Origin of the sequence: Catenuloplanes nepalensis, assembly GCF_030811575.1 — a bacterium.
Lineage (GTDB): Bacteria > Actinomycetota > Actinomycetes > Mycobacteriales > Micromonosporaceae > Catenuloplanes > Catenuloplanes nepalensis.
On the sequence record NZ_JAUSRA010000001.1, the window covers coordinates 5,523,327 to 5,550,203 of the forward strand.

A 26,877-nucleotide genomic window follows, 5' to 3' on the forward strand; every position below is an offset into this window, starting at 1 on the left:
CACGTGGGACCTCCTTCCCCGCCTCACTGGACGGGTCGTTAAAGGATGTCTGCGCCGGTCAGCACGCTACGTTACCAGTGTTCCCACACGTCACTCCGGTTGACCTGGGAGTGATCTGACTGACTGCCGACTCAGGAAAGCGAAAAACCGGTCAAGTCCTATGATCTCGCCAACTGGACCGTAATCGCCACTTGACCGCGTGTCTTTAGCGACGTACCGTCACGCAGCGTAGCGATCGCGCGGTGGGTCGAAGCCCACGCCAGCACTGGAGTGTCCTGATGCCCTCTGAGTACGCCAAGTCTTTGGGCGCCCGCCTGCGCTCTATCCGCCAGCAGCAGGGTCTCTCCCTGCAGGGGGTGGAGGAGAAGTCGAACGGGCGCTGGAAGGCCGTCGTCGTCGGCTCCTACGAGCGCGGCGACCGTGCGGTGACCGTCTCTCGCCTGGCCGAGCTGGCCGACTTCTACCGGGTGCCGGTCTCCGAGCTGCTGCCCGACGGCAGCGGCATCCGGCACGAGCCGACCAACAAGATCGTCCTCGACCTCGAGAAGCTCTACGACGAGGCCGGCGAGGACCTCGCGTACGTCGCCCGTTACGCCCGCGCGATCCAGCAGCAGCGCGGCGACTACAACGGCCGGGTCCTCTCCATAAGGGCCGACGACCTGCGCGCGCTCGCCATCGTCTACGACATCTCCCCCTCCGGCCTGATCGAGCGCCTCACCGAGGCCGGCGTGCTGGTCGCCGACCCGCGCGCCTTCTTCGCCTCCTAAGGCGCTTTAGGCCGCTCCCGGCCCCATCAGCTCCGGGCGGCCCGTGCCCCGACCCAGCACGGACCGCCCGCCCCGACTGCACCGCCAAACCGGCCGGCTCCCCTCCGCCGACCGCATACTCCACCCCCCTCACGCTTCCGGCCCACCGCGCCGCGCATCGCTACGCAGAGCGCCCCGGCCCACCGCGCAGACATCCGCTGCGCGGTTTTCCTGTTTTCGTGACCGGCTGGCCGGGGTTGGCCGCTCTCCCGTTCCGGCGAGTCAAGAGCCGCAGCCCGCGAACGCTCGATCCGCAGCCCGCGAGTGCTCGATCCGCACGGGCCGCAGCCTGCGAGCGCTCGACCCGCACCAGCCGCAGCCCACGAACATCCAGAAAACACGAGCAAAAGCCGCGGCCTGCAACTGCAAATCCCGCGACCTGCGAACAACCAAGTCGCGACCCGCGAACAAGTCCTCTGCGCAGAACCAACGCACAAATGAGTGGCTGCCGCGCACTTCTGCCGCCGAACCTCATCAACTCCAGCGATCGAGAAGAGAACCTCATCTCACTCGCGTCGGCCCCCTGCCCGAAATATCGCGACAAAGACCGACGTCAAGACGATCACGTGTCGCAAATCGTTGTTCTGAGCGCCGGAAACCAACGATTTGCGACACGTGATCGACTTCTTTGGGCGGCAAGGCCGGTTTTGATCTTCTGATCGCGCTCCCAGCGCAGACCGCCGCCGCCTGGCTGCCCCGTATGCCGTCGACCACCCTTGGCGTGCAGATCATCGGCAGGGCCGCCACCCACCACGCAACCGCAGCCCGGGCAAGGACGGCGCCCCCGGCGCCGACCATGCCGACCCAGCCCAAAGCTGGCGGCCCTGCCGATGATCTGCTCGGCTTGTCCTGGAAGACGGCATACGGGGAGCCAGGCCCACGAAACCCAACCCTGCCACCCACGAAAAGACAGCCGGGCCAACGGACCCCACGCCGCCGAGACCCACGCCCTTCCCCGGAACCCGAGGCCCGCCGGAGGCCGACCTTGACCTGCCTTGCTCCAGCACCCGCAGGGCGTCGCCCTCGACCAGCCCGCCCGCACGCCCGCCGCCCGCACGCCCGCCGCCCGCACGCCCGCCCGCCGCCCGCCCGCACGCCCGCCGCCCGCACGCCCGCCGCCCGCACGCACGCCCGCCGCCCGCACGCCCCCGCCCGCACGCACGCCCGCCGCCCGCACGCACGCCCCCGCCCGCACGCACGCCCCCCGCCCGCACGCCCGCCTCCCGCAGGGCGCGTCCCTTGATCCGGCCGCCGGAGTACCGGTGGTCGAAAGGACGGAAGCCCGCCCGGCTCGATGGCCAGGCGGGCTTTCCGGGGCTTGCGGGTTGCTTCAGCGAGTGGCGTACTCGGCGATGCGGCCGAGGATGCCGTTGAGGAAGCGGGGCGAATCGTCGGTGGACATCTGGCGGGCGAGTTCGACGGCCTCGGAGATGGCGACGGCGTCGTCTATGTCGTCCGCGTAGAGGAGCTCGTAGACCGCGATTCGCGCCAGGTTGCGGTCGACGACCGGCATGCGGCCGAGCGTCCAGCCTTCGGCGTAGCTGGACAGCAGCTCGTCGATCCGGTCGAGGTGTGCGGCGATGCCCTCGACCAGGTGGATCGTGTAGCCGATGTGGTCCGGGCGCGGCTGCTCGATGCGCTCGAGGTAGCTCGCCATGACCTCGACGGGCGGGAGATCACGCAGGTCGGCCTCGTAGAGGACGTCGAGCGCCCGCTTGCGCGCCTTGCGGCGAGCGGGCATCGACTGCTTCGGACCCTCCGCCATTAGGAGCGGCCGAGGTAGCGGCCGTCGCGGGTGTCGACCTTGATCTTCTCGCCGGTGGTGATGAAGAGCGGCACCTGGACCGTCGCGCCGGTCTCCACGGTGGCGGGCTTGGTGCCGCCGGTGGAGCGGTCGCCCTGCAGGCCCGGCTCGGTGTAGGTCACCTCGAGGAACACCGAGGTGGGCAGCTCGACGTAGAGCGGGGCGCCCTCGTGGAACGCGACCGTGACCTCGGCCTCGGGCAGCAGGAAGTCGGAGTTGGAGCCGACGACCGCGCCCGGCACGTGGAACTGCTCGAACGTGTCCGTGTGGTCCATGAACACGTAGTCCTCACCGTCGAGGTAGAGGTACTGCATGGTCCGCTTGTCGACCGTCGCCGTCTCGACCTTGGTGCCGGCGTTGAAGGTCTTGTCGACCACCTTGCCGGACATCACGCTCTTCAGCTTGGTGCGCACGAAGGCCGGACCCTTGCCGGGCTTCACGTGCTGGAACTCGACGACGGACCACAGCTCCTTGTCGAGGTTGAGGACCAGGCCGTTCTTGAGGTCGTTGGTGGTCGCCATTTCCTGCCTTGGTGTGAAGCCGTGTGTGTGAAACCGGCACTGCGATCGCGGACAATAGCTCAGTCTACCGGCGCGCCTGCCCCACCGCCTCCCGGGCCTGCCATCAGGCGGAAACCGTGTGACGATCAATCAATCGTTACCTCCTCGTCGCCGAATAGACACCCGTTACTGGCAAGTTGCGGGCGTGCCGACTGCCTCCAGCCTGCCGAACAGCGTGCGTGATCGCGTGTCGCGCAGCTTGCCGACCACCCGCCTCGCCACCCGGCCGATCATGATCGGTGGCGTGCCCCGATGGCTCGGCTTCGCCGGCGCCGTGATGCTCGCCCTCGGCGGAACCACGGCGGGAGCGCTGCCCTATCAACAGGCGGCCGAGCGCGCCAGCCTGGTCGGGCTCGGCCTGATCGTGGCGTACGCCGGGCTGGCTCTGCTCGTGGTCGCCTGGTGGCGGCTGGGTGCGGAGAACCCGGCCGCGCGCTCGCTGCAGATCACGCTCGGCCTCTGGGCGGCGCCGCTGGTGGTGGCGCCGCCGCTGTTCAGCCGGGACGTCTACAGCTACCTCGCGCAGGGCAAGATGTTCGCGCAGGGGCTGGACGTCTACCTGTACGGCCCGTCCAGCCTGGGCGGCCCGCTCGCGTCCGAGGTGCCGGAGATCTGGCAGCACACCCCCGCGCCGTACGGTCCGCTGTTCCTGGCCGTGGCCGCGGTGATCACCACGCTGACCGGCACGCACGTGATCGCCGGCGTCTTCGGCATGCGCCTGGTCGCGGTGGCCGGCGTGGCGCTGCTGGCGTTCGCGGTGCCGGTGCTGGCCCGCCGGCTGGGCGTCTCGCCCGGCGCCGCGCTCTGGCTCGGCGTGCTGAACCCGCTGGTCCTGACGCACTTGGTGGCGGGGGCGCACAACGACGCACTGATGCTGGGCCTGTTGGCCGCAGGGCTGGCCGCCATGGTCTCCCGCCGGCCCGGGGCGATCTGGCCGGTGCTGGGCGTGACGCTGGTGACGCTGGCCGCGCTGGTGAAGGTGCCGGCCGCGCTGGCGCTGCCGTTCTGTGCGCTGCTGTGGGCGCAGCGCACCCAGCGGACGCCGGTGGAGCGGGAGCGCTGGCCGATCCTGGCCTTCCTGCGGACCGCGCCGCTGACCGTGCTGGTCGCGGCCGCGGCCGCGATCGTGGTGCACGCGCTGGCCGGCACCGGCGTCGGCTGGATCGGCGCGCTGGACACGCCCGCGGTGGTGCACAACTGGATGTCCGCGAGCACCACCGCCGGTACGGTGACCGCGCAGCTGCTGGACGCGATCGGTTCCGGGGTGGCCCATCACGCGGTGCCGTTCTGGCGCGGCGTGGGACTTGCGGCCGCGGTCGGCTGCGGGCTGCTGGTCTGGGTGCGGGCCCGCGTGCTCGGCCCGGTCTACGCGCTCGGCCTGGGGCTGCTCGCGGTGGTGCTGCTCGGCCCGGTCGTGCACCCGTGGTACCTGCTGTGGGGCGTCGTGCTGGTGGCGGCGGGCGCGCCGCATGCGGTGGACAGCCCGATGCGGCGCTGGGTGGCGCTGGGCAGCGCGCTGCTGGCCGTGCTGGTCGTGCCGACCGGTGGGCCGGCCTCGGCCGCGGACGTGACGCTCGGGCTGGTCGGCGGCGCGCTGGTGCTGGTGGCCACGGGCGCGGTGCTGCTGTGGTGGCTGCCGCGCCGGGAGCCCGCGGTGGAGCGGGCCGAGCCGGTCTACCGCGAGCGTCCGATCCCGGCCGAGACCGTCGCCTGACAAGATCCTTCGCCGGTACGCCGAGAGGCGTACCGGCGACGGCTATTGATCTTTGGTGGTCGCGACGTAGCGCAGCGCGAGCCGGTAACCCTCGATGCCGAGGCCCGCGATGACGCCGCCGGCGACCGCGGAGATCACCGAGTGGTGCCGGAACTCCTCGCGCTTGTGGATGTTGGAGATGTGCACCTCGACCAGCGGCGCGGTGAGCATCGCGCAGGCGTCCCGGACCGCGATGTTGTAGTGCGTCCAGGCGCCCGCGTTGAGCACGACGGGAATCCCGCTGTCCGCCGCCTCGTAGAGCCAGGCCAGCATCTCGTGCTCCGCGTCGGTCTGCCGGACCTCCACCTCCAGGCCGATCTCCCGGCCGGAGTCCACGCAGAAGCCCACCAGATCGTCGTACGACGTGAGCCCGTAGACGTCGACCTGACGCTTGCCGAGCCGGCCCAGGTTGGGGCCGTTGAGCACCAGCACCCGCGTCACGCGATCACCTCGCGGTAGGCGGCCTCGAGCACGTCGTCGGCCGGCCCGGTCAGGATCGCGGGGCTGCCCAGGCCGTCCAGCACCACGAAGCGGAGTGTGCTGCCGCGGGCCTTCTTGTCCACCCGCATCGCGGCGAGCAGCGCGGGCCACGCGTCCGCCTCGTAGGCGACCGGCAGGCCCAGCGAGGCCAGCACCGCACGGTGCCGGGCCGCGACGTCCGCGCCGAGATGCCCGGTGGCGACCGAGAGCGCGGCCGCGTAGATCAGCCCGACCGAGACCGCGTGCCCGTGCCGCCAGCGGTAGTGCTCGACCTTCTCGATCGCGTGCGCCAGCGTGTGCCCGTAGTTGAGGAACTCGCGCAGCCCGGACTCGCGCAGGTCGTGCGTGACCACGTGCGCCTTCACCCGGATCGCGCGCTCGACCAGCTCACGCAGCGCGGGCGAGGCCGGGTCCTGCGCCGCGGCCGGATCGGCCTCGACCAGGTCCAGGATCGCCGGGTCCGCGATGAACCCGCACTTGACCACCTCGGCCAGGCCGGCGACCAGGTCGGCGTGCGGGAGCGTGTCCAGCGTCGCCAGGTCGCAGAGCACGCCGGCCGGCGGGTGGAACGCGCCGACCAGGTTCTTGCCGGCCGCGGTGTTCACGCCGGTCTTGCCGCCGACCGCGGCGTCCACCATGCCGAGCAGCGAGGTGGACACCGGCACCCAGCGCACGCCGCGCAGCCACGCCGCGGCCACGAAACCGGCCAGGTCGGTCACCGCGCCGCCACCGAGGCCGATCACCACGTCGCTGCGGGTGAACCCGTTCGCGCCGAGCGCGTCCCAGCAGCCGGCCGCGACGCCGATGCTCTTGCCGTCCTCCGCGTCCGGCACCTCGATCGGCAGCGTCCGGAAGCCCGCGGCGTCGAGCGATGCGGCCAGCGCGTCGGCGTGCGCCTTGAGCGGCCCGGCGTAGAGCAGCGCGACCTGCTCCGCGCCGGTCAGCAGCGCGGGCAGCTCGCCGAGCAGGTCCCGGCCGACCAGCACCTGATAGGGGTTGTCGCCGCCGACGTCGATCCGCGTCGGCTCGGTCACAGTCAGCTCACTCATCGGCGCTGAGCCTAGTACGCACCACGTCCCGGGTCACCGCGCGCCGCACCGCCTGGATCACCGACCTCGGGTCAGCGCTTCAGGAGTGTGAGGATCTCTTCGGTGACCTCGCCGGGCTCGCGGGCGTCGGTGACCACCACGTGCGTGGCCACCTCCCGGTAGAGCGGCGTGCGCTGCGACATCAGGTGCCGCAGCGTCGCCCGGGGGTTGATCGCCAGCAGCGGCCGGCCCGCGCCCAGGCCGACCCGCTTGATCGCGTCGGTCAGGTCCACGGACAGGAAGACCACGGTGTGGCCGGCCAGCCGGGCCCGGGTCTCCTCGGCCAGGATCGCGCCGCCGCCGAGCGCCAGCACGCCGTCGAACGTCTCCAGCGCGGTCGCGACCGCCGCCCGCTCCAGCGCGCGGAAGTGGTCCTCACCGTCGTCGATGAAGATCTCCGGCACCGGCTTGCCCGCGACCGCCTCCACGTCGTGGTCGGTGTCCCGGAACTCGACGCCGAGCCGCTCGGCCAGCGCGGTGCCGATCGTGGTCTTCCCCGCACCCATCAGGCCGACGAGGACGCAGGCCGGCCTCACCGGATGATCAGGTGGTCGACGTACCCGGTCAGGTTCCGGCGGATCTCGTCGGCCGAGTCGCCGCCGAACTTCTCCGTCGCGGCCTCGGCCAGCACCAGCGCGACCATCGCCTCCGCCACGACCGCGGCGGCCGGGACCGCGCAGACGTCGGAGCGCTGGTTGATCGCGGTCGCGACCTCGCCGGTGACCACGTCGACCGTGGAGAGCGCGCGGTTGAGCGACGAGATCGGCTTCATCGCGGCCCGCACCCGCAGCGGCTCGCCGGTGGTGATGCCGCCCTCCAGACCGCCCGCACGGTCGGTGAGCCGCTTCACGCCGGTCGCGGTCGGCGCGATCTCGTCGTGCGCGACCGAGCCGCGCGACCGGGCCTGCAGCCACGCGTCGCCGATCTCCACGCCCTTGATCGCCTGGATCGACATCAGCGCGGTGGCCAGCCGCGCGTCCAGCTTCCGGTCCCACTGCACATGAGACCCGAGACCCGGGGGTACGTCGTAGGCCAGCACCTCCACGATGCCGCCGAGCGTGTCCGCGTCCTTCTTCGCCGCGTCCACCTCCGCGACCATCCGCGCGGAGGCCTCCGGGTCGAGGCAGCGCAGCGGGTCCGCGTCGATCCGGTCGAAGTCCTCCGGGCGCGGCTGCAGGCCGGGCTTGGCCGCGACCGAACCGAGCTCGACCACGTGCGACACGATCCGGATGCCGAGCGTCTGCTCGATGATCGCCTTGGCCACGGTGCCGACCGCGACGCGCGCGGCCGTCTCCCGCGCGGAGGCGCGCTCCAGGATCGGGCGGGCGTCGGTGTGCCCGTACTTCTGCATGCCGGCCAGGTCGGCGTGGCCGGGCCGGGGGCGGGTCAGCGGCGCGTTGCGCGCCTGACTGGCCAGCTCCTCCGGGTCGACCGGGTCGGCCGCCATCACGGTCTGCCACTTCGGCCACTCGGAGTTGCCGATCCGGATCGCGACCGGGCTGCCCAGCGTGACGCCGTGCCGGAGCCCGCCGATGATCTCGATCTCGTCCTGCTCGAACGCCATCCGGGCGCCCCGGCCGTAGCCGAGGCGGCGGCGGGCGAGCTCCTTCCCGATGTCGGCACTCGTCACCCGCACGCCGGCGGGGACCCCCTCCAGCAGAGCGACGAGGGCGGGGCCATGGGATTCACCTGCGGTCAGCCAGCGCAACACGTCGCACAGTCTGTCATGACCCCGTTCCGGTCCCACGTGCTGGCCACACCGTCCCATGCTCCGGGCACCTGCGCTCGGCTCCACCCGCGCCTACGAGTCGGCGGGCGGCGGGCCGGTGGCGATCAGTGTGGTGAGGGCGCGCAGGTCGGGGACGGCGGCGGCGATCCGGGCGCGGGCGTCGTCGCCGAGGCGGTCGAGCGCGTCCGTGACCAGCGCGCGACGCTCCGCCTGGTAGGCGTCGATCCGGCGGCGCGCCTCGCCGGTGAGCGCGAGCCGCACCTGCCGCCGGTTCGCGGGCTCGCGTTCGCGCGTGATCAGTCCGGCGTCCGCGAGGTCGCCGACCAGCGTGCTGATCGTGTTCGGTGCCGCGCGCAGCGCCTCGGCCGCGTCCCGGACGCGGATGCCGGGCTGCCGCTCGACCAGCCGGAGCAGCTCGACCTGCGCGTCCGGCAGCCGGTCACCGTCGCGCCGGGTGGCCGCGCGGCGCAGCACCTGGTGCAGGTGTCCGAGCGTGTCGCTGATCTCATCCGCCGAGCTCATCGCGTACTCCCGCTGTCTTTTATTGAATTTATGCAACTAGTCTGCCCACAGAGCTTTTCTCCCGGAAGGACGTATCAGCGTGGCACGGACCACCGTCGGCACGGCCGTGGCGCCGCCGCGCGGCCGAGGCGCGCTCGCCCTGGTGGCGCTGCTCGGCACGCTCACCGCGATCGGCCCGCTGTCGATCGACATGTACCTGCCCGCGTTCCCGGAGATCGCCGCGGACCTGAACGCCACACCGTCCCAGGTCCAGCTGTCGCTCACCACGCTGATGGTCGGCATGGCCGTGGGCCAGCTGGTCACCGGGCCGCTCAGCGACCGGCTCGGACGCCGTACCCCCGTGATCATCGGCATGGTGGCGTATGCGCTGCTCTGCGTGGCGTGCGCGTTCGCGCCGTCGACCGGTGCGCTGGCCGCGGTGCGCTTCGCGCAGGGCTTCGCCGGCGGCATGGGTACGGTCGTGGCCCGCGCCGTCGTCGGCGACCTCTACTCCGGCAGGGCCGCCGCCAAGTACTTCTCCCAGCTCGCGCTCGTCTTCGGCGTGGCACCCGTGCTCGCCCCCAGCCTCGGCACGCTGGTCCTGACCTTCACCGACTGGCGCGGCATCTTCGGAGTCCTGGCCGCGGTCGCGGTCCTGATCACGATCGCGGTGATCCGCGTGCTCCCGGAGACGCTGCCGGCCGAGCGCCGCAGCACCCGCGGCCTGGCCGACGTCGCCGAGACCACCCGCGTGCTGGCCAAGGACAAGATCTTCATCGGGTACGCCGTGGCCGGCGGCCTCGCCATGGCCGGCCTCTTCGCGTACCTCTCCGGCTCCTCGTTCGTCCTACAGGACGTGTTCGGCCTGTCCACCGCCGCCTACGGCATCCTGTTCGGCGTGAACGCGGTCGGCCTGGTCGCGGCCAGCCAGCTCAACGGCCGCCTGCTCGACCGCTGGTCGCCGCGGCAACTCTTGGTCACCTCGCTCGCGGCCGGCGCGGTCACCGGCGCCGCACTGCTCGCCGCGTCCGCGCTGAACAGCATGATCGCGGTCTGCGTCCTGCTCTTCTGCTTCATGGCCACGATCGGCATGGTCAACCCGAACAGCGCGGCCCTGGCCCTCGACCGCCACCGCAACCGCGCCGGCACGTCCGCCGCACTCCTCGGCACCGTCCAAACCCTGATCGGCGCCGCAGCGGCTCCCCTGGTCGGCCTCGGCGGCGAATCCAGCGCCGTCCCCATGGCCCTGGTCATCGCCGTCTGCGCCACCCTCTCCCTCCTCACGGTCGCCACCGTCACCCGCTCCCGCCCCACCCCCACCTAGCCCAGCGACCCCGCCTCCTTCCCCGCCCACGACACACGCCACGGGCAGCACGGCCACAGCCAGCACAGACTCACCTCCAAGTCTCCGCACCGCCCGCACACCACAATCCGTGCGGCAACGCGGGCAACGCGGCAGCACGGACAACGCGGCAGCGCGGCCAGCACGGCAGCGCGGCAGCGCGGCCAGCGCGGCAGCGCGGCCAGCGCGGCAGCGCGGCGGCGCGGCCAGCACGGCAGCACGGCAGCGCGGCGGCGCGGCGGCGCGGGCAGCGCGGCCAGCACGGCAGCGCGGTGGCACGGCCAGCACGGCAGCGCGGCGGCGCGGGCAGCACGGCCAGCACGGCAGCGCGGCGGCGCGGGCAGCGCGGCCAGCACGGCAGCGCGGTGGCACGGCCAGCACGGCAGCGCGGCGGCGCGGGCAGCACGGCCAGCACGGCAGCGCGGCGGCGCGGGCAGCGCGGCCAGCACGGCAGCGCGGTGGCACGGCCAGCACGGCAGCGCGGCGGCGCGGGCAGCGCGGCCAGCACGGCAGCGCGGCAGCGCGGCCAGCACGGCAGCGCGGCAGCGCGGGCAGCGCGGCAGCGCGGGCAGCGCGGCAGCGCGGGCAGCACGGGCAGCGCGGCCAGCACGGGCAGCGCGGCCAGCACGGGCAGCGCGGCCAGCACGGGCAGCACGGGCAGCACGGGCAGCGCGATTCGCCCACTACGAGTCGGCAGCCCCGCGCACGGTTACGGTCTCCGAACCCCGTGCCCGAAATTTCGACATATTCCTTCCCGCGGACGGGCGCTGCCTCCGTAGAACGCCACCGGCACCCCTGAGTGATCAATCAGTGGAGCAAAAGATAGATCAAGTAGCGAAGTTGACCTATCTTTTGCTCCACTGATTGATCACTCAGGGGAAGAGCTCGCGGTAGGCAAGATCCTCCGCCGCGAAAGCGATCAGCGATCGACCGCTTTGTGGCGAGATTTCGGGCACGGGGCGCCCAACGCACCCTCGACCAGCTGCGGCACCCCGCCACTCTCGCCGAAACTGAACAGCCGCGACACCGACCGAAGACCGGCACGAGTCGCGCTGCCTGGCCGCACCGGCCGGAAGTCGCGTGTTTTTCAGTGACCACCGACAGAACCGGCTCCGATGCGGCGTCCGGAGCGGCGGCGGAGGCCGCCGCGAGCGTTTGCCCGCGGGAGCATGCGGGCTGCACCACGCCGGAAGCGGGAAGATCTGGAACCGGAACCGGAACTGGAACTGGAACTGGATCTGGAACTGGATCTGGATCTGGATCTGGATCTGGATCTGGATCTGGATCTGGATCTGGATCTGGATCTGGAACTGGAACTGGAACTGGAACTGGAACTGGAACTGGAACTGGAACTGGAACTGGAACTGGAACTGGAACTGGAACTGGAACTGGAACTGGAACTGGAACGAGTCTGAGTCTGGCGAACCTTAGAAAGCACTCCCTGCCGGGCCGCGGGACGTGGCTCTACGCGCCGGCTACTGCCTTGTCGAGGGCTTCGCGCATCGCGTCGGCCGGGGCGTCCACGCCGGTGAACTGGGTGAACTGGCCGAGCGCCTGTGCGTGCAGCAGGTCGAGGCCGGAGACGACCGGGCAGCCCCCGGCGGCGGCCCAGGCGGCCAGCGGGGTCGGCCAGGGGTGGTAGACCACGTCGAAGTAGACCGTGGACGGCGGCCAGTGCGGGCCGGTGGCGAGGTGGTCGGCCGCGCCCTTCGGGACCGTGGAGACGACCACGTCGTAGTCGGTGAGCGCGGCGGCCTCGGACCACGGCGCGACCCGGAACGGGATGCCGAGCGCGTCCGCGACCGGGGCCAGCTCGGCACCGGCCTCGGGGCGGCGGACGAAGACCGTGACCGGGGCGTTGCCCAGCCGGGCGGCGGCGCCGAGCGCGGCCCGGGCCGTGCCTCCGCCGCCGAGCAGCGCGATCGCGGCGCCGTCCGTGATGCCGGCCGCGCGCAGCACCGAGACCATGCCGATCACGTCGGTGTTGTCCGCGAACCAGGAGCCGTTCGCGCGGCGGACCAGCGTGTTGGCGACGCCGAGCGCGGTGGCGGCCGGGGAGGCCGCCGCGGCGACGGTGAGCGCCACCTCCTTGAGCGGCATGGTCACGGACAGGCCGCGCCACTCCGGCCCGAGGCCGTCCACCAGGCCGGGCAGCTCGGACTCGGCGCACTCGATCGCACTGTACGCCCAGCCGGTGAGGCCCGCGGCCGTGTAACCGGCGTTGTGCAGCACGGGTGAGAGCGAGTGTGCGATCGGCTTGCCGAGAACGGCCGCCCGGCGGTGGGACGTCACAGAACCCCGGCCTCCCGGGCCTTCTGCTCGTTGACCTGCTGCTCGGCGTAGGTCTCGGCGAACGCGGAGTTGCCGTTCTTGTCGATCGCCACGAAGTAGATCCACTTACCCTCGGTCGGGTTGACCGCGCCGTCGAGCGCGGCCTTGCCGGGGTTGTTGATCGGGCTGAGCGGCAGGCCCTCGTTGCGGTGCGAGTTCCACGGGTTGGACGCGTCGTCCAGCTCCGCCTGGGTGATGTTCTTCGACTCCTTGGCGTCCCGGCCCTCGCGCTGGTGACCGTAGTTGATGGTCACGTCGAACTCCAGGCACTTGCAGCCGAGTTCGGGGCTGCCGACGTAGAGCCGGTTGTAGACGACCCGGGAGACCTTGGGCAGGTCGGTCGCGATGCCGGCCTCGGCCTGCGAGAGCGAGGCCACCATCAGCGCGTCGTACGGCGTGATGTCCCGCGCCTCCGCCTTCGCCACGAAGTCGATCTCCTGGGTGACGGACAGGAAGTGCTGCACCATCACCTTCAGCGTCTCCTCGGCGTTCAGGCCGGGGTCGAAGTCGTAGGTCTCCGGGAACAGGAAGCCCTCGATCGACTTCTCCGCCTTCTTGTCGTCGCCGCGGGTCAGCCAGAAGTCCGGCACGCCGAGCGCCTCCGGGTCCTTCGCGGCCTCCTTGAAGTCGTCGACCGGTATCTCGGTCGCCTTGGAGAGCTCGTCGAAGACCTGGAAGGTCGTCCAGCCCTCCTTGATCGTGACCTTGGTGGAGACCCGGTTCTTCAGGTCGAGCAGCGCCAGCACCGCGTCGGACGCCTTCATCTGCTTCTTCAGCTTGTAGAATCCGACCTGGATGTTCTTGCTGTCCGGGTTCGCGTCGGCCGCCTCGATGAAGGCCTTGGCGGACTCCACCACGTCGACCGTGTAAAGCGTGTTGCCGATCGCGGTCGCGGTGTCACCGTTCTTGACCTCGATCGTCACCTCGCCCGAGCCGGGGCCGCTGTAGTCGGGCGTGGTCAGGTAGCTCCGCACCCGGTCGAATCCGTAGTAGCCGGCTCCGGCGAGACCGCCGAAGATCAGCAACACCATGACCAGGGCGATGGCCGACTTGCCGCCACCACCACGCTTCTTCTTGCGCCGATGGAGTGGCCGCCCCTTCTGGGGGGCCTCCTCGTCGAACGCAGCTTCCAAGTCGTCCAGCATCAGTTGCGCCTCCGCTGCGCGTCCAGCCAGCCTTGCAGGATCTCCACGGCGGCCGCCTGATCGACGACCGCACGCTGACGCCGCCCCCGAACGCCTCGCTCGGACAGCCTACGGGTAGCCACCACCGTCGACATCCGCTCGTCCGCCAGAACGACGGGTACGGGGGTGATCACCCGTTCCAGCCGTTCGACATAGGTGCGGATCAGGGTCGCCGCTGGTCCTTCCCGCCCGTTGAGGGCGACGGGAAGACCGACGACGACCGCGACCGCGTCATGCTCCGTGACGAGGCGCGAAACTTCCGCCATATCGCCCGGAACAGCATCATCAGCCGCATTCTGGTCACGGGGTACGGTCGCCACCGGGCTGGCGAGGATGCCGTCGGGGTCGCACACCGCGACCCCGACACGCACTGCTCCCACGTCCACGCCCAGGCGAACTCCGCGAGTGAACGTCACGCGATCACCCTGCCACGCTGAAACACGCGCCTCCTGACGTCGATCGGGCCACGATGCGAAGAGTAATGGCCGATCGGCGTATGGCGCTATCAGCCGGCCTCGGAAATCGACCTCTCGATCGCGCCCAGAAGCTTAACGGTCTCCGATGCGGGCACGCCGCCGCCCTGCGCCAGCTCGGCGTTGCCGCCGCCGCGGCCGCCCAGCGCGCCCTTCACGAGGTCCGACGCGGACATGCCCCGATCGCGGGCTGCCGCGTTCGTCGCTACGATGAGTGACGCCTTGCCGTTGGACTTCGCGGCCACCGCGACCACCGCGGGACGCTTCTGGTCGATCTTCCCGCGGATCTCGATGGCCAGCGTGCGCACGTCGTTGCCGGCCGCGCCCTCCGGCGCCTCCGCACCGACGTAGGCGATGCCGTTGAGGTCACGGGCCGCGTCCGCGATCGCGCCGGCGCCGCCGAGCACCGCCTGGGCGCGCAGCTTCTCCAGCTCCTTCTCCGCGTCCCGCAGCGCCGTGACGGTCTGCTCGACGCGGTCCCCCACCTGATCCGCCGGGATCCGGAAGAGATCCGCGAGGCGGGACACCAGCAGGTGCTCCTTGGCGAGGAAGCCGAACGCGTCGATGCCGACCAGAGCCTCGACCCGGCGCACGCCGGAACCGATGGACGACTCGGAGAGAATTTTCACAAGTCCCAGCTGGCCGGACCGGGCCACGTGGGTGCCACCGCACAGCTCGCGGGCGTAGTCGCCGACCTCGACGACCCGGACCTCGTCGCCGTACTTCTCGCCGAACAGCGCCATCGCGCCCAGGCGACGCGCCTCCTCCTGCGAGGTGACGAACGCGTGCACCTCGTGGTCGGCCAGCAGCACCTCGTTGACCTGCTGCTCCACGTCGTGGAGCACGGCCGGCGGGACCGCCTGCGGCGTGTTGAAGTCGAAGCGCAGCCGGCCCGGCGCGTTCAGCGAACCGGCCTGGGTCGCGGCCTCGCCGAGGAAGTTGCGGATCGTCTGGTGCACCAGGTGCGTCGCGGTGTGCGATCGGGAGATCGCCCGGCGCCGGTTCGTGTCGATCTCGGCGAAGCCGGACTCACCGGGGCGCACCTCGCCGCGGACCACGCGCGCCTTGTGCACGATCAGGCCCGGCACCGGCTGCTGGACGTCGTAGACCTCGACCTGGCCGCCGCCGACCGTGATCAGGCCGGTGTCCGGCTGCTGGCCACCGCCCTCGGCGTAGAACGGCGTGGTGTCCAGCACCAGCTCGATCGTGTCGCCCTCACCGGCCGACTGGAGGCGCTCGCCCTTGTTCAGCAGCGCGCGCACCCGCGACTCGCGCGAGGTCTCGGCGTAACCGGTGAACTCGACCGCGCCGCCGTCCTCCAGCACGTTCCGGTACGCGGAGACGTCCGTGTGGCCGGTCTTACGGGCCCGCGCGTCCTCCTTGGCCCGGGTCCGCTGCTCGGTCATCAGCCGGCGGAAGCCCTCGTCGTCGACGGACAGGCCCTGCTCGGCCGCGATCTCCAGCGTCAGGTCGATCGGGAAGCCGTACGTGTCGTGCAGCTGGAACGCCTTGTCACCGGAGAGCTTCGCGCCGCCCTGCGACTTGGTCTCCGCGATCGCGGTGTCCAGGATCGTGGTGCCGGACCGCAGCGTGGCGAGGAACGCGTCCTCCTCCGCGTACGCGTACGTGGAGATGCGGTCGAACTCCTCCGCCAGCTCCGGGTACGACGGGGACATGCAGTCCCGGGCCACCGGCAGCAACTCCGGCAGCGCCTTGTCCTGCCAGCCGAGCAGCCGGATCGACCGGATCGCGCGGCGCATGATGCGGCGCAGCACGTAGCCGCGGCCCTCGTTCGACGGCGTAACGCCGTCGCCGATCAGCATCAGCGAGGTGCGCACGTGGTCCGCGATCACACGCAGGCGCACGTCGTCCGGGTGCGACTCGGAGGCCGCATGTCCCGATTTAGCGCCATAAGTCTTGCCGGTCAGCTCAGAAGCGCGATCCAGCACCGGGCGGATCTCGTCGATCTCGTACATGTTGTCGACGCCCTGCAGGATGGAGGCCATCCGCTCCAGGCCCATGCCGGTGTCGATGTTCTTCGCCGGCAGCTCGCCGACGATGTCGAACTCTTCCTTGCTGCGCACGTTCGTGATCTCGTACTGCATGAAGACGAGATTCCAGAACTCGAGGTAGCGGTCCTCGTCCACCTCGGGGCCGCCGTCCGGGCCGTACGCCGGGCCGCGGTCGTAGTAGAGCTCGGAGCAGGGACCGGCCGGGCCGGGGATGCCCATCGACCAGTAGTTGTCCTTCTTGCCCCGGCGCACGATCCGCTCGGCCGGCATGCCGGTCTGCTTCCAGATCTCGATCGCCTCGTCGTCGTCGAGGTAGACCGTCGCCCAGATGCGCTCCGGGTCGAGCCCGAAGCCGCCGTCGTCGACCGACTTCGTGATCAGGTCCCAGGCCAGCGGGATCGCACCGGCCTTGAAGTAGTCGCCGAACGAGAAGTTGCCGTTCATCTGGAAGAACGTGCCGTGCCGCGAGGTCTTGCCGACCTCGTCGATGTCGGGCGTCCGGATGCACTTCTGCACGGAGACCGCGCGCGGCCACGGCTGCTGGCGCTGACCCAGGAAGTACGGCACGAACTGCACCATGCCGGCGTTGACGAACAGCAGGTTCGGGTCGTCAATGGCCGGCAGCGGAGCGGACGGCACCACGGCGTGGCCGTTGGCCTCGAAGTGCGCCAGGTATCGTCGCTTGATCTCCGCGGTCTTCATCTGCGGCCTTCCTGAGTGTCGATGCCGTCGAGCGGGTAGCCCCGCTCCTCGGCGAACTGGTCGTCGTACAACACGCCCTCGGCGAAGGCGGCGTGAATCTCCTGCTCACGCTCGGCCATCGCGATCCGGACGTCATCGACGAAGCTACGCACCGACTCGACGAGGCCGCCAGCGGTTTCCTGGGCGCTCTCGGCCAGGCCCTGCGGCGTGTACGCGTGTGCCATCTTCGTCACCTGACGGACCACCAGGACGCCGACACCGAGGCCGATCCCGAGCCAGAGCAGACGCTTCATAGGAACATCCTCCCGTGCTGGATTCCGTTAACGACGACCGGCCCGGCGGCGTGCGCGCAGCACGTCCTTGACCTCGCGCTCCTCCTCGGCACCGCGGCGGGCGGCGGCGGCCTTGCGCACGCCGTACCCGAACGCCGCGACCTTGACCAGCGGGTTCGCGGCCGCGGCCGAGACCACGGTGGTCAGGTTCGCCACGTTGGCGCTCACGTTCTGCACATGGCCGGTGATCGTGTCCACCTTCGCCAGCTGGACGTTCACCCCGTCCAGCGACGTGTGCACCTGGTCCAGCGTGGTGTTCACGCCCTCGATCGTGAGGTTCACGTTGCGCAGCATGGGCTCCGTGCGGTCGTTCAGGTCGTTGATCGCCCGGGTCGCCGCGTCGATCGTGTGCCGCAGCCGCAGAATCGGCACCGCCAGCACCAGAACGAGCATCGCGAACGCCCCGGCCCCGATCAGGGCAGCGATCTCTCCACCGTCCACGCGTCTTCCCCTTCATCCCACGCTGTATATGCATTTCGGGCAGGTGACACCGTCCACTCTGCGCCAACGTGCGAACCCTACCCTCAGTGACACGCCGCCGCGCGGCGGCGCGGTCGTGCGCGTCCTACGTCGCCGCGGGCGTCGGCAGGTCCGTCGGGAAGTCGGTGGGCAGGTCGAACGTCGCCTCCGGCGTCTCACCGATCAGATCCGAGGGTACGGGTGCCTGCGGCTGGGTCCGGCCGTCACCGATCGCGTTGTTCACCTTGATCGACACAGCCGCGCCCGGGCAGTCCGCGTCCGCCGGCGGCGCCGCCTCCTGGCCCTCCACGGTCGCGTCCACCGGCGGCCGCAGCGCCAGCGCGTCGTTCGCGCAGGCCGGCGGCCGGATCCACAGGTCCAGCGTCAGCTCGTCCCGCCGCCAGCAGGAGTAGTCGCCCTGTTCCACCGGCTGGTCCGGACACCCGTCGACCTCCCACCGCTGCCAGCCGGAATCGGACAGCGCGGCCTGGTAGACCTGCGTGGTCTCCTCCGGCGGCCGCTCCGACGTGCTGATCCGGGTCCGCAGCCGGCAGTCGATGAAGCACCACCGCGAGCCGCTGATCTGGTCGTTCGTGTCCTGCGCGGCCCAGGCCGGCACGCCGAGATCGTCCAGCGAGTTGAACACCGGGTCGCGGGTCGCGGCCCGGATGCCGAAGTAGAGCGGCAGCGCGCCGAGCAGCAGCACGGTCGCCAGCACCAGCGCGCCCAGCCGCAGGTGCCGCTGCTCCCGCTCCTTCTTCTCACGATCAACACCATCCGCGGGTACGGAGTCCCGCCCGGCCGCCGGACGCAGCGCTCCGCTCTCCAGGCCGCCGTCGCCGTTCCCGGCCGGCAGCGCGGCCACGGCCGCCCGTCCGGGCAGCGCCGCCATCTCCGCGGGCAGCGCACGCGGGCCGCGCGCGACCGCCCGGGCGGCGGCGTCCAGGCTGCCCTCCTCGGGCAGCGGACCACGACGAACCATGGCCTGACCGGGTACGGCCGCCGCGCCGGCCGTCTGGCCGGGCGCGCTCGGCGCCGGGCCGGGCGGCAGACCCGGCCCGGGCTCGGCGCCCGGCGGGCGCACGGCGGCGCGCGCGGCACCGATCTCGCGCGGCCCGGCAGCGGTGTCGGCTCCGGGGCCGCCCGGCACGCGGCCACCGGGGCCGGCCGGACCGAGATCGCGGGGGGCGCCGGTGCTGCCCGGGCCTAGTTCACGCGGGGCGGGACCGTGGTCACCGCCGGTGCCGGCCGGGCCGCTCTCGCGGCCCGGGCCAAAATCCGGGCCGCCCGGACCGCCGTCACGGCCACCGTGCCCACCGTCATGATCGGGGCGGCCACCGGGACCGCCGTCATACCCTGGACCGAAGCCGCCGGGACCACCGTCACGGCCACGACCGTCTCCCGGGCCACCGTCACGGCCCGCGCCGAAGCCACGGCCGTCAGCGGGGCCTCCGTCACGGCCGGGGCCGTAACCGCCGGGGCCACCGGCACGACCTCCACCGTCACGGCCGGGGCCGAAACCCGCACCGCCGTCACGGCCGGGACCGTAGCCGCCGGGGCCGCCGTCCGGGCCGGGACCGAACCCACGGCCGGGACCGCCGTCGCGACCGGCGGAGAAACCGGACGGATCACCGGGACCGGCGTTGCCGCCGGGGCCCTCGTGACCGCCGTCGCCCTGCCCCGGGATCGCGGCGCGGCCGGGACCGCGACGACCGCCGTCGCCCTGACCTCGCATGCCGACCTGGCCGAACTCGCCGCTACCGGTGCGGCCGCCGCGCGGGCCTTCACCGCGCAGGCCGACCCGGTCGATCTCACCCGTGCCACCGCGTCCACCACGTCCACCGCGGCGGCCCTCGTCGCCGGGTCCACCGTCGCGCGCGCCCTCGCCGCGCAGGCCGACCCGGTCGATCTCACCCGTGCCACCGCGTCCACCGCGACGGCCCTGGTCACCTGGTCCACCATCGCGCGCGCCCTCGCCGCGCAGGCCGACCCGGTCGGTCTCACCCGTGCCACCGCGTCCACCGCGACGGCCCTGGTCACCTGGTCCACCATCGCGCGCGCCCTCGCCGCGCAGGCCGACCCGGTCGATCTCACCCGTGCCACCGCGTCCACCGCGACGGCCCTGGTCACCATCGCGAGAGCCCTCGCCGCGCAGGCCGGCCCGGTCGAATTCGCCGGTGCCGGTGCGGCCGTCGCCGGCGCGACCGCGCCGGCCGGTCTGCCGGAACTCGCCGCTGTCGGGACCACCACGGCCGCGATCACCGTCGCCGTAGCGGCCGAAGCCGTCCTCGCCGGGGCGCGGGCCGAACCGGCCGGAATCGTCGTCGCCGGGGCGGCGCGGTGCGCCGGGCATGCCGGGGACGCCGGCGGCTCCGGCCACGCCCGCGCGGCCGGGGCCGGTGGGCTGGCCGGGAACCCGGCCGGTGGTGGGGTCGTCGCCGTCGGGCTGCGGGGCGCGGAAACGATCCCGGCCGGAGATCGCGCCGGTCGGCGCGCCCGCGCCGGACGCGCGGGGGCCCGCCGGGCTGCCCGGCGCGCCCGAGACCGGCTCCACGCCGGGCGGCAGCGACGGGGCCGACGGGGGCAGCGAAGCCGGTGGGGTGGCTCCGGGCCGGCCGGGCATGACCGGCGGCACGGGCGCGCTGGCCCGCCCGCCCGCGCGTCCGGCCGGTCCGTCCATGCCGGGACGCCCGCCCTGCGGACCGCCAGCACGCCCGCCCTGAAGGCCGTCGGGACGACCACCTTGAAGACCATCGGGACGGCCGCCCTGCGGGCCGTCGAAACCGGGCCGTCCGTCGGGGCCGTCGAAACCGGGCCGTCCGTCGGGGCCGTCGAAACCGGGCCGGCCGCCGCGGACGCCGTCCGGGCCGGGGCCGAAACCGCGGCCACCGTCGCGGCCGGCGCCACCGTCGCGGCCGGCGCCGAAACCGCCACCGGGGTTGCGGGCGTCCGGGCCACCGGGACCGTCCGGGCCGCCGTGCCGGCCGCCCACGAGCCCGTCGATGCCGGTCACACCGGGCTGCGGGCCGTCCGCACCGGGACGCCCGGCGCCGCCGGGACCGGCCTGGCCGAAGCCGCGGCCTCCGTCCTGGCCCCGCCCGCCGTCGCCGAACCGGTCGCGGACCGCGCCGCCGGGGCCGCCCGCGCTGTGCGGGCCGCCACCGTGGTCGGCGCGGCTGCCCACCGGGCCGGACCGTCCGCCGGAGACCGGTGCCACCGCGCCCGGCGGCAGCGCCGGGGCGTTGCCGGAGGCCGGCAGCTCGCCGGGCTGGTCAGCCGGGCCGGCGAACCGGGACCGCGAACCGCTCGCGCCACCGCGCCGGCTGACCTCGGGGTTCTGCCGGGACGGGGTGAACGCCCAGGAGTGCGGGTTACCCGCGCCCATCTCCTCGTCGCTGGCGGCGGTGGACCGCATGTCGATCAACGCGTCCTGCGAGTTCTCGGCGGGGCCGGAGTGCCGCGCCGCGGGCGGGCCGGCCGGTCCCGGACGCCGGTCGCCGGCACCGGGCTGGTCGTCGCCACGACGCGGCGCCGGGTACGGCGCGGCACCGCGTGCGTCGCCACCGAAACCGCCGCCACGCTGCTCCGCGGCACCGGGCTCGGCCGCACGCCGCCGCCCGGCCCGGATCTCGCCGCTGGTCGGCTCGTCGCCGTAGGGCTCGCCCGCGCCACGCCGGCCGGCACCGGGCTCACCGGCGCCGTAGGGGGCGATCGGCGCGCCGTCCGGCGCCGCACGACGTCCGGTGCGGATCTCGCCGCTGTTCGGCTCACCACCGAACGCGCCACCGGGCCGGCCCGCACCCGGCTCACCCGCGCCGTAGGGACCGTCCGGCGCCGCACGACGTCCCGCACGGATCTCGCCGCTGTTCGGCTCACCACCGAACGCGCCACCGGGCCGGCCCGCACCCGGCTCACCCGCGCCGTAAGGGCCGCTCGGCGCGCCGTCCGGCGCCGCACGACGTCCCGCACGGATCTCACCGCTGTTCGGCTCGCCGTAGGGGCCGGCCGCGCGGCGGCCGTCGGGCTCGCCGCCGAACGGGACGCCCTGCTCGATGCCGCCCGCGCGGCGCCCGCTCTGGTCGTAACCGTCCTGCTCGCCGCCGTAGGGCTGGCCCTGCGGCGCGCCCGCCCGGCCACCGCCGAAGGGTGCGTTCTGCGGGCCCATGCCGGCCGCGGCACGCCCGCCACGGATCTCACCGCTGTTCGGCTCACCACCGAAACCGCCGTCGGGGCCGCCCGGCCTGCGTCCACCGGGCCCGGCCACACCGGCAGCCGCCGGCCCACCGGGACCGAAGCCGCCGGGACCACCCGGCCCGCCGGGACCGAAGCCGCCCTGGCCACCGGGGCCACCGGCACCACCCGGGCCACCGGGACCGCCAGAACCGCCGGGACCGAAGCCGCCGGGACCGCCGTCCGCGTCACCGGAACCACCGTCGGGACCGCCGAAGGGCACGCCACCGTCCGGGCCACCCGCTCGCCGGCCGCCGGGACCAGCGTGACCCGGACCGCCGTCCGGGCCGCCGAACGGCCCGCGCGCGCCCTGCTGCGGGATCGCGCCGGGCTCCGGGCCGGGCCGCGGCCGAGGTGCCGGGCTGCCCGAGCCGAAGCGGCCGCCCTGGGTCTCGCCGGGCCCGCCGTCCTGGTCGGGGCGCGGGCCACCGGGGCCGCCCGGCGCACCGCCGGCGGCATTGAGGTCGTCGTCCGGGGCCAGGTCCGGCGCGGCGGGGAAGCCGGCGCCGGCCGGGAGCGCGGGAGCGCCGTCGCTCAGATCGACGTTGGACTGCTTCGCGGTGCGAAGGTCGTCGAGCCAGCCGGTCTCCTCGCCGGAGACCTCCTCGGCCGGCGGCGGGCTGTCGGCGGGCGTGCCGGATCGGCCGATGCCCCATCGGCGCCCGCGCTTCTGGCCGCCGGCCTCCTGGCCGTCGTCCGCACCGTCCGAACCCCGTGCCCTCACGCAACCACTCTCTCTGTCTCCACCGACGTGCGGTCGATCGCCGACGTCCTGCCGGCCACGGCCGCACCGGCCATGGCCCCCGCGTCCCGCCCGGTCGTGCCCGGACCGGCGGGGTCTCGTTCCGTCACACCCGCGCTCGCGGCCGGGTCATGCCCCGTACCGATCGGCCGCGCATCGCCCGGGCTGACCCGGTCTGCCCGGGGCGTGACCCACCAAGTTACAAACCGTCCGCCCGCCGCCGTCCACGTGCCGTCCCGGACCGGCGCCGCCCGATCCGCGGGCTCGCAGGCCACACGCCCGTCGCCCGGCGGGACGGTGAGCGACGTCACTCCGGGGCGCCGCCGCGCGCCCGGCGGGCCGGAGCCCTCCAGCGAGCGTGCGCCATGCCGCCGTTTTTCGCCACCGCCGGACGGCCGGTCACGGCCGTCCGCCGCGTGGTTGCACCAACCTCGCGCCGACGCCCGGCTCACTCGCCGACCTCCGCCGACGGCTCCGCCGCACGCCGCCGGCCAGCGGTTTTCCCTCGCCGACCGCCGGCCTTCCCGGCCGGCGCGGCGCCGACCGGCCGATCACCGTCCGTCACCTCGGCCGGTTCCCCGTCCACCGCCGGCCCGGGCACATCACCCGCGGGTGTCACCGCCCCGGCCTCGGCCGCCTCGCTGGAGACCCCGGCCGCCTCGCTGGAGACCCCGGCCGCCCCGCTGGAGGCCTCGGCCGCCCCGCTGCCCGCGCCGTCCGGCACGGCGGCGGCCGATCGGCCGTCCACCGCCAAACCGTCCGCGGGCGCCGCAACCGGCGCCTCCGCCGATCCGCCGCCAACCTCAGCCGGCACCTCCGCCGATCCGCCGCCAACCTCAGCCGGCACCTCCGCCGACCCACCGACAACCCCAGCCGGCACCTCCGCCGACCCACCGACAACCCCAGCCGGCGCCTTCGCTGATCCGGTGGCAGCCTCGGCCGGTGACCCGGGCTCGGCCACGCCACCGGCGGCGGCGACCCGATCACCGTCGGTGATCGAACCGGCCGGAGAGGCCGGGGCGGGGTCGCGGCGGGGTGGCATCGGGGTGCCGCGGACGACGCGGCGGAGCTTCGGGAGGCGTTCGGCCACCGCGCGTTCGAAGCCACGGTCCGTGGGCTCGTAGTACTCCGCCGCGGCCAGGTCGTCCGGCGCGTACTGCTGGCGCACCACGCCCCGCGCGTCGTCGTGCGGGTACCGGTAGCCGGAGCCGTGCCCCAGCCCTTTCGCCCCGGGGTAGTGCGCGTCGCGCAGGTGGCGCGGCACCGGGCCGCCCTTGCCCGCCCGCACGTCCGCCATCGCCGCACCCAGCGCGGTGGTGGCGGAGTTGCTCTTCGGCGCGGTGGCCAGGTGGATCACGGCCTGGGAGAGGTTCAGGCCCGCCTCGGGCAGCCCGATCAGCTGCACGGCCTGCGCCGCCGCCGTCGCGACCTGGAGCGCGGCCGGGTCGGCCATGCCGACGTCCTCGGACGCGAAGATGACCAGGCGGCGCGCGATGAACCGGGCGTCCTCGCCGGCCACCAGCATGCGGGCCAGCCAGTGCAGTGCCGCGTCCGGGTCGGAGCCGCGCATGCTCTTGATGAACGCGCTGGTCACGTCGTAGTGGGCGTCGCCGGCCCGGTCGTAGCGGACCGCGGCCACGTCGACGGCCTGCTCCGCGGTGGCCAGGTCGATCTCGGTGGCGGACTGGGCGAGCGCGGACGACGCGGCGGCCTCCAGCGCGGTCAGCGCCTTGCGCACGTCGCCGCCGGCGAGCCGGATCAGGTGTTCCAGCGCGTCGCCGGCCAGCGTGAGCGCGCCGTCCAGGCCGCGTGGGTCGGTCAGCGCGCGCCGGATCAGGCCGCGCACGTCGTCCTCCGTGAGCGGGTGCAGCGTGAGCAGCACGCACCGGGACAGCAGCGGCGAGATGACCGAGAAGTACGGGTTCTCCGTGGTGGCGGCCAGCAGCGTGACCGTGCGGTCCTCGACCGCGGCGAGCAGCGAGTCCTGCTGGGTCTTGCTGAAGCGGTGCACCTCGTCGATGAAGAGCACGGTGGGCGGTCCGCCGTAGCGGCGCTCCCGGCGGGCCGTGTCGATCACCGCGCGGACGTCCTTGACGCCGGCGGAGAGCGCGGACATGGCGACGAAGCGGCGGTTGGTGGCGCCGGCGACGAGGTGCGCGATGGTGGTCTTGCCGCTGCCGGGCGGGCCCCACAGGATGACGGACATCGGCGCGGCGTCGCCGACCAGCTGGCGCAGCGGCGCACCGGGCGCGAGCAGGTGCGACTGGCCGACGAGCTCGTCGATCGTGCGGGGGCGCATGCGGACCGCGAGCGGCGAGTCATCACCGGGCGCGACGAAACTGGCACCCTGCGCATCGGGGGTGGCGCCGGTGCCGTTCCGGTCCGGCGTCACGCTGACGCCGCCCGTTTCGGTGACGGTGAACAGCCCCTCGACCTCCACGCCACGAACGATACCGCCCACGCTCCCACGCTCTCGCACGCCGGACCCACCAAGAACGAAGATCCAGATCAAAGGGGATGTCGTTCGGTCCGCTCAGGGATGGGCGGTCGGGGCGGCAGCCGGGGAGACGGGAAGCCCGCCCTCTCCGACGCTCCGGCCGAGGGGCCGGCGCAGAGCGGAGAGGACGGGCTACCCGTACCGCCGAATGAATTTGATCCTCAGCCGCGGCCGGGGCGACGGCCGAAGTAGCGGCGGCCACCACCGGTGCCCGTGCCGGAGCGCGGCCCGGAGCCCACGCCACCCAGGTAGAGCGAGAGCAGGAACAGGCCGATCAGGACCAGCGTGTTCCAGTTGAAGAGGTCGGGGGCGCCGAAGTTGGTGTTCAGCAGGTCGAGCAGGAGCGCGAAGCCGAAGACTCCGGCGGCGATGAGAGCCAGCATGCCATCCTCCGGGAGGGGTGTATGTAAGAGGTTGACCTCGCTGTACCCAACCGCGCGAAATCTCATTCACGGACAGTGGGCGGCTCCGGCGCAGGTCCGGGCGCGGGCGAGCGCGTCGGAGAGCGGCCGCACGTCCGGATCACCCGCGGTGGCCCGGTCGCCGAGCAGGTTGGTCAGCTGCCAGGGGTCGCGGCGCAGGTCGTAGTACTCCCGGTCGACGCGCCGGCCGTCGTAGGTCTCGATGTACTGGTACGCGCCGGGCGCATAGGTGGAGGCCCAGGTCGGGACGTTGCCGTTGGCGCTGTCCTGCCAGTATTCGAGCAGCACCCGGTCCCGGCGCCCGCCGGTGAGCAGGCTGCGCCCGTCCACGCGGTAACCGGGTGACAGCCCGGCCAGCTCCAGCACCGTGGGCGTGATGTCGATCAGCGGCGCGAGCCTTCCGTCGCGACCGGCCGGGATGCGACCCGGCCACCAGAGCATCAGCGGAACGCGGATCGATCCCTGGTACGGCACGAACTTCGTGGGCAGCCCGTGCTCGCCGAGCGACTTGCCGTTGTCGGAGAGGAAGACGACGAGCGTGTCGTCGAGCTCGCCGGTCGCCGCCAGGCGGCGCCGGATCGCCTCCATCTGGTCGTCCACGGAGAGCAGCGTGCGCATCTGCGCGACCGCGGTCCGCGCCCCCTCCGGCCCTGTCACCCGAAATCTACGGACATACGGAGGCTTGTCGGATCGATCCTTCTCGCGCGTCGCCGGATTGGCACGCCACGTGAACGCGCGATCGGCGTACTTCGGCTCGGCCGTGTACGGCGAGTGCGGCGCGACGAACCCGGCGTAGATGAACCACGGCCGGTCGTCGTCCTTCTCGAACTCGTCGATGTAACCGGTCACCCGCTGCCCGGTGAACGTGGTCGAGTACGGCGGGTACACGTTCGTACCGTCCACGTTGAAGTGCGCCTTGACGTACCCGCCGTGCTGCAGTGCCCAGTGGTCGATGTACGGCGGCTTCTTCGCCAGCTCCCACCCGTTGAACAGCTTCCCGGCCGCCGCGGTGGCGTACCCGGCTCGCTTCAGGTCGTGCTGCAGCGTCCGGTCGTGGTCGTAGACGCCGATCTTGTCCTGCTGGATCACGCCGGTGTTGTGCACGTACCGCCCGCTGAGGATCGACGACCGGCTCGGGCAGCAGGACGGCGTGGTCGCGACCGCGTGCGTGTAGTCCCGCCCGGTCCGGCCGAGCCAGGCCCGCGTGTGCCGCATGACGTCGGTCTGGCCGAGGCCGGCGTCGTCCAGCACGACCAGCAGCACGTTGGGGCGCCGCTTCGCGGCCGGCGCGGCCGGCGCGGCTGGCGCGGCCGTCACGGCGGGAGCCACCGTGATCATCGTGAGCCCCGCGAGCAGGGCCGCTCCCAGCGCGCGTCGTAGAACCATCATCAGTCGATGATCAGTCCTAATTCACTCTAAATCATCCCATG

The 26,877-nt window shown here is 73.1% G+C and carries 21 protein-coding genes and 1 pseudogene; 4 read left to right on the forward strand and 18 right to left on the reverse strand.

The annotated features are described in order from the left end of the window. The first annotated feature begins 278 nt into the window (after positions 1 to 278). Positions 279 to 767 carry a transcriptional regulator BldD gene (gene bldD, locus J2S43_RS23535; RefSeq protein WP_033341766.1) on the forward strand — a complete coding sequence of 163 codons (489 nt, stop codon included), beginning with the start codon at positions 279 to 281 and terminating at the stop codon, positions 765 to 767. 1,369 nt (positions 768 to 2,136) lie between these two features. On the opposite strand, the gene nusB is transcribed toward bldD, so the two are convergent. Then, positions 2,137 to 2,547: a transcription antitermination factor NusB gene (gene nusB, locus J2S43_RS23540; protein WP_306832647.1), complete on the reverse strand. Its 411-nt coding sequence runs from the start codon at positions 2,545 to 2,547 to the stop codon at positions 2,137 to 2,139. Between the two features lie 23 nt (positions 2,548 to 2,570). Next, complete coding sequence (efp, locus tag J2S43_RS23545; RefSeq protein WP_306832649.1) at positions 2,571 to 3,131, reverse strand: elongation factor P; 561 nt, start codon at positions 3,129 to 3,131, stop codon at positions 2,571 to 2,573. Between the two features lie 226 nt (positions 3,132 to 3,357). Here efp and mptB point away from each other — a divergent pair, with 226 nt between their 5' ends. Further along, the gene (mptB, locus tag J2S43_RS23550) at positions 3,358 to 4,884 is read left to right on the forward strand and encodes a polyprenol phosphomannose-dependent alpha 1,6 mannosyltransferase MptB (protein ID WP_306832651.1); all 1,527 of its coding nucleotides are present in this window, start codon (positions 3,358 to 3,360) and stop codon (positions 4,882 to 4,884) included. A 42-nt stretch (positions 4,885 to 4,926) separates the two neighbouring features. Here mptB and aroQ read toward each other — a convergent pair whose 3' ends face one another. The 5 genes from aroQ to J2S43_RS23575 all read right to left on the reverse strand — a co-directional run bounded on the left by aroQ (position 4,927) and on the right by J2S43_RS23575 (position 8,742). Continuing rightward, on the reverse strand, positions 4,927 to 5,364 hold the full coding sequence (aroQ, locus tag J2S43_RS23555) for a type II 3-dehydroquinate dehydratase (protein WP_306832652.1): 438 nt from the start codon (positions 5,362 to 5,364) through the stop codon (positions 4,927 to 4,929). Beyond that, positions 5,361 to 6,437 (reverse strand): 3-dehydroquinate synthase, encoded by a 1,077-nt coding sequence (gene aroB / locus J2S43_RS23560; protein ID WP_306839409.1) that lies wholly within the window; start codon positions 6,435 to 6,437, stop codon positions 5,361 to 5,363. Before aroB ends, aroQ begins: the two co-directional genes overlap by 4 nt. 86 nt (positions 6,438 to 6,523) lie before the next feature. Beyond that, positions 6,524 to 7,027: a shikimate kinase gene (locus J2S43_RS23565; protein ID WP_306832655.1), complete on the reverse strand. Its 504-nt coding sequence runs from the start codon at positions 7,025 to 7,027 to the stop codon at positions 6,524 to 6,526. Further along, a complete protein-coding gene (gene aroC, locus J2S43_RS23570; protein ID WP_306832657.1) occupies positions 7,024 to 8,202 on the reverse strand; it encodes a chorismate synthase in 1,179 nt (392 codons plus the stop codon). The genes J2S43_RS23565 and aroC overlap by 4 nt, the downstream gene beginning before the upstream one ends. A 90-nt stretch (positions 8,203 to 8,292) precedes the next feature. Then, a complete protein-coding gene (locus J2S43_RS23575; RefSeq protein WP_306832659.1) occupies positions 8,293 to 8,742 on the reverse strand; it encodes a MarR family winged helix-turn-helix transcriptional regulator in 450 nt (149 codons plus the stop codon). A 79-nt stretch (positions 8,743 to 8,821) separates the two neighbouring features. Here J2S43_RS23575 and J2S43_RS23580 point away from each other — a divergent pair, with 79 nt between their 5' ends. Continuing rightward, the gene (locus tag J2S43_RS23580; protein ID WP_306832661.1) at positions 8,822 to 10,045 is read left to right on the forward strand and encodes a multidrug effflux MFS transporter; all 1,224 of its coding nucleotides are present in this window, start codon (positions 8,822 to 8,824) and stop codon (positions 10,043 to 10,045) included. 70 nt (positions 10,046 to 10,115) lie between these two features. On the opposite strand, the gene J2S43_RS23585 is transcribed toward J2S43_RS23580, so the two are convergent. After that, positions 10,116 to 10,727, reverse strand: coding sequence for a hypothetical protein (locus tag J2S43_RS23585; protein ID WP_306832663.1), 612 nt, complete (start codon positions 10,725 to 10,727; stop codon positions 10,116 to 10,118). Positions 10,728 to 11,178: 451 nt separating this feature from the next. Here J2S43_RS23585 and J2S43_RS23590 point away from each other — a divergent pair, with 451 nt between their 5' ends. Further along, the gene (locus J2S43_RS23590; RefSeq protein WP_306832665.1) at positions 11,179 to 11,478 is read left to right on the forward strand and encodes a hypothetical protein; all 300 of its coding nucleotides are present in this window, start codon (positions 11,179 to 11,181) and stop codon (positions 11,476 to 11,478) included. Positions 11,479 to 11,527: 49 nt separating this feature from the next. On the opposite strand, the gene J2S43_RS23595 is transcribed toward J2S43_RS23590, so the two are convergent. From J2S43_RS23595 to J2S43_RS23640, 10 genes and pseudogenes are all read right to left on the reverse strand, one after another. Beyond that, a complete protein-coding gene (locus J2S43_RS23595) occupies positions 11,528 to 12,355 on the reverse strand; it encodes a shikimate dehydrogenase (protein ID WP_306832667.1) in 828 nt (275 codons plus the stop codon). Continuing rightward, the gene (mltG, locus tag J2S43_RS23600) at positions 12,352 to 13,539 is read right to left on the reverse strand and encodes an endolytic transglycosylase MltG (protein ID WP_306832669.1); all 1,188 of its coding nucleotides are present in this window, start codon (positions 13,537 to 13,539) and stop codon (positions 12,352 to 12,354) included. Before mltG ends, J2S43_RS23595 begins: the two co-directional genes overlap by 4 nt. Continuing rightward, complete coding sequence (gene ruvX / locus J2S43_RS23605) at positions 13,539 to 13,994, reverse strand: Holliday junction resolvase RuvX (protein WP_306832671.1); 456 nt, start codon at positions 13,992 to 13,994, stop codon at positions 13,539 to 13,541. The genes mltG and ruvX overlap by 1 nt, the downstream gene beginning before the upstream one ends. A gap of 89 nt (positions 13,995 to 14,083) precedes the next feature. Then, a complete protein-coding gene (alaS, locus tag J2S43_RS23610; RefSeq protein WP_306832673.1) occupies positions 14,084 to 16,765 on the reverse strand; it encodes an alanine--tRNA ligase in 2,682 nt (893 codons plus the stop codon). Beyond that, positions 16,762 to 17,058, reverse strand: a complete 297-nt coding sequence (locus J2S43_RS23615; RefSeq protein ID WP_306832675.1) for a hypothetical protein — start codon at positions 17,056 to 17,058, stop codon at positions 16,762 to 16,764. The genes alaS and J2S43_RS23615 overlap by 4 nt, the downstream gene beginning before the upstream one ends. A gap of 27 nt (positions 17,059 to 17,085) precedes the next feature. Continuing rightward, positions 17,086 to 17,538 carry a DUF948 domain-containing protein gene (locus tag J2S43_RS23620; protein ID WP_306832677.1) on the reverse strand — a complete coding sequence of 151 codons (453 nt, stop codon included), beginning with the start codon at positions 17,536 to 17,538 and terminating at the stop codon, positions 17,086 to 17,088. A gap of 124 nt (positions 17,539 to 17,662) precedes the next feature. Beyond that, a complete protein-coding gene (locus J2S43_RS23625) occupies positions 17,663 to 22,510 on the reverse strand; it encodes a hypothetical protein (protein ID WP_306832679.1) in 4,848 nt (1,615 codons plus the stop codon). A 952-nt stretch (positions 22,511 to 23,462) separates the two neighbouring features. Then, positions 23,463 to 24,968 (reverse strand): annotated as a pseudogene (locus tag J2S43_RS23630) (replication-associated recombination protein A); the annotation flags it as partial. Positions 24,969 to 25,186: 218 nt separating this feature from the next. Continuing rightward, the gene (locus J2S43_RS23635; protein ID WP_306832681.1) at positions 25,187 to 25,408 is read right to left on the reverse strand and encodes a hypothetical protein; all 222 of its coding nucleotides are present in this window, start codon (positions 25,406 to 25,408) and stop codon (positions 25,187 to 25,189) included. A 66-nt stretch (positions 25,409 to 25,474) separates the two neighbouring features. Then, complete coding sequence (locus J2S43_RS23640; RefSeq protein WP_306832682.1) at positions 25,475 to 26,836, reverse strand: sulfatase family protein; 1,362 nt, start codon at positions 26,834 to 26,836, stop codon at positions 25,475 to 25,477. Positions 26,837 to 26,877 lie beyond the last annotated feature (41 nt).